The 3037-nt window shown below is 54.8% G+C and carries 1 protein-coding gene and 1 pseudogene; one reads left to right on the top strand and one right to left on the bottom strand.

Annotated features, from left to right (window positions below; translation table 11 throughout):
- Positions 1-369 precede the first annotated feature (369 nt).
- Positions 370-1781: pseudogene (locus tag ACOCD2_RS15335) on the top strand (undecaprenyl-phosphate glucose phosphotransferase).
- A 248-nt stretch (positions 1782-2029) separates the two neighbouring features.
- Here the strand turns inward: ACOCD2_RS15335 and ACOCD2_RS15330 are convergent.
- Positions 2030-3037 (bottom strand): hypothetical protein (locus tag ACOCD2_RS15330; RefSeq protein ID WP_293680481.1); only part of this gene is annotated, 1008 nt, incomplete at its 5' end.

Below are 3037 nucleotides of genomic sequence, written 5' to 3'. Positions count from 1 at the left end.
GTTAGAATAGTCATAAGCCTTGAGCTGTTGCACCCATTGGGTGATGGTCTGTTTTGTCACTAACCATTATACAGCCAAGGCTTTTTCCGTCTTAGCGCTTTCTATCCGGGGATTGGGGGGCTTGTTTTGTGAACAATGCTCATGGAGCATCGGAGTGAGGCCAGTAACTTGCTGCTGTGCCATTGCGGCTGCTTCAGTGTTTGTTTGGGTACGAGACCCCGGCAACTCCCTCTGCCTGTTTACACACAGGAAGGAGTCAATTTTGGTAGAATCTCCGCAAGGCAGGATCAGGATTATAGGGTTTTGTAGGATCAACTAAAAACTTATGCTTAATCATTGGCTTGCTTGTTTCTCGCCGGGGCTTGTGCTGTGTTCAAGAGTGGATTGATAAAGGAATATTCGCCAGTCATCTCGTTTGGTGCGCGTTTGCTTGATCTGTGTATTGTCGTGGGCGGCGGATTGCTGGCCTATTACATCCGGTTCGGCCACCTCCGTCTGTATGACTACTACGAGATGGCGCTGGTGCTTGCAGCGTTGCTTTCCGCCATCATCCTGCCCATGTTCAAGCTCTACCATTCCTGGCGGGGCAAGAAACTCTGGCGGCAAATCTGGAAAACCACCCTTGCCTGGGCCGCGGTGGCGCTTGTCCTCATGCTGCTGGCGTTTGGTTTCAAGACTGGCGCGCTGTATTCACGCTACTGGGCGATCATCTGGCTGCTGGTGGTTTGGGTGGGACTGGTTCTGGTGCGAATCGCCGTGCGCCTGCTGTTCAATTTCATGCGAGAGCGGGGCTGGAATCACCGGCGGATTTTCATCATGGGTGCAGGGGATCTCGGGCGTAACGTGGCCAGACAGATCAATGATGCGCCGTGGGTGGGGTATGATCTGGTGGGGTTCTGGGATGATGATCCCGCGTTGCAGGGAAAAGAGATCGATTCTGTTCCGGTGATGTCCTGCGAAGAAGGCTGCAAACTGCTGGAAAAAGACAAGGACCATATCGATGAAATCTGGCTGGCATTACCCCTGCGCGCGGAAGAGCGTATGCGGGAGGTGTTGCAAATGCTGCGTCACAGCACGGTCAACGTGCGGCTGGTGCCGGATATATTCGGTTTTCACCTGTTGAATCATTCGGTCAGTGAAGTGGCCGGCGTGCCGGTACTGGATCTGCGCTCTTCTCCCATGCAGGGCGTCAACCGGATTCTCAAAGCCGTGGAAGACAGGCTTTTGGCTTCGCTGATTCTGGTATTGATCAGCCCGCTCATGCTTCTCATTGCTGCCGGGGTCAAGCTCAGCTCTCCTGGCCCTGTGCTTTTCAATCAGAAGCGCCACGGCTGGGATGGCAAGCCCATCAAGGTCTATAAATTCCGTACCATGAAAGTGCATGAGGAAGAAGACGGCCAGGTAACTCAGGCCAGGAAAGGTGATCCTCGCGTAACGCGCTTCGGCGCTTTCCTGCGGCGCACCAGTCTCGATGAGTTGCCCCAGTTCTTCAACGTGCTGCAGGGGCGCATGTCCATCGTGGGGCCCAGGCCCCTGCGCTGGCGCACAATGAGATGTACAAGGACCAGGTGGAAGCCTACATGCAGCGCCACCGGGTAAAGCCTGGTATTACCGGCTGGGCCCAGGTCAATGGCTGGCGGGGGGAGACGGACACCCTGGACAAGATGGAAAAACGGGTGGAATGTGATTTGTATTACATCGAGAACTGGTCATTGTGGCTCGATCTGAAGATCATCGTCATGACCGTGTTCAAGGGGTTTGTGCACCAGCGGGCGTATTGAGGGGCGGGTTGTCGGGCTGAGGCCCGGCCTGCGAACGTCGTTATGGGGGCGCATGCTCCCTCTCCCTTTGAGGATGTCGTAAAAGCCCTTCCCTGGGCTTTCACGACTCGGAATCGGAAAAGTGCGATTTTCCGATTCCTCCATTTTCAATGGCTTACAGCCATCGAAAAGGGCGATGCGTCCTTGCATCGCGGAGGCTGTTGCCTTTTGCGACCCCCTCCCTTTGGGAGAGGGTTGGGGTGAGGGCTTCAAACAGTGTTGCTTTCTTCGACCAGGCTCCTGCGCACTTTCTCCCGCAGTTCGGCAAAAAATACTGCTATGACGCCCAGTATGCCGCCCAGAAAGATGGCGATCAGCAGGATGACCCGCTTGGGCGTTGACGTTGGTCTGGTGGACAGCAGCGGCTCTACAACAGCGCGGGTTTCTACGAAGTTATCCAGTTTTCCCTGCAATTCGCCGATGGTTTCCTGTTGTTCGGCGATTTTGCGTTTCTGGTCGTTGGCCAGTTTAGTGATATTGGCTTCGCTTTCGGCAACGATGGCTCTTAGCTTGTTTTGATCGAGCTCATTGCTGCTGGTGAGCTTTTTCAGCCCGGCTTCGGCCTGGGCAATATGTTCCTGTTGCAGTTCCTGGGCTCGCCTGTTGTCTTCCAGTTGCTTCTGAATCGCAGCTTTGTCGTTTTCCAAGGTAATGAACAGGCGTTCCTTGAGTTTTGCCAGCCATTTGCGGTTCTGCTGCACTTCGCTGTCGATCATCAGCTGTGCCATGGCCTGGGTTTCATTCTTGACGTTTTGGGCTGCACTCTTTTGCAGGTTCATCGCTTCCTTGATCTGTGTTTCTAGTTCCTTGATCTGGTCTTTGATGAGTTCCTGGTTGGCGGCGGTTTTTTGCAGCTTTTCGTTCAGGATGATCGCTTGGTCCTTGAGTGAGGCCAGCTTGTTTTTCTCACCCTGAATCTTGTTTTCTGCCGCCTTGATTTCCACGCCGAAGATTTCAGGCTTGCTGAGCGCCTCGAGATCGGCGCGGGCTTCTTCCAGCGCTTTTTCCTGTTCCTTGATCAGCGCAGCCAGGGTGGCGGGATCGATCAGTTCATCCAGCAGGATGCGGGCCAGTGACAGTTCGGTTTGCAGGTTCTTCCGCTGCCAGCCATGGAGAGCGAAGCGAAGGCTGGTAGTCCCCAGTAGCCGCGAGGCCGCACTGCTTACCCGTCGTGCGCATAGCGCCAGAGGGGAAGCAAAGTAGGCATTCGAACGCGG

It is taken from the genome of Thiolapillus sp., assembly GCF_048562965.1.
Classification (GTDB): domain Bacteria; phylum Pseudomonadota; class Gammaproteobacteria; order Chromatiales; family Chromatiaceae; genus Thiolapillus; species Thiolapillus brandeum_A.
The sequence above is the reverse complement of the archived record's forward strand: the minus strand, read 5'-3'. Positions and strand labels throughout refer to the sequence as shown.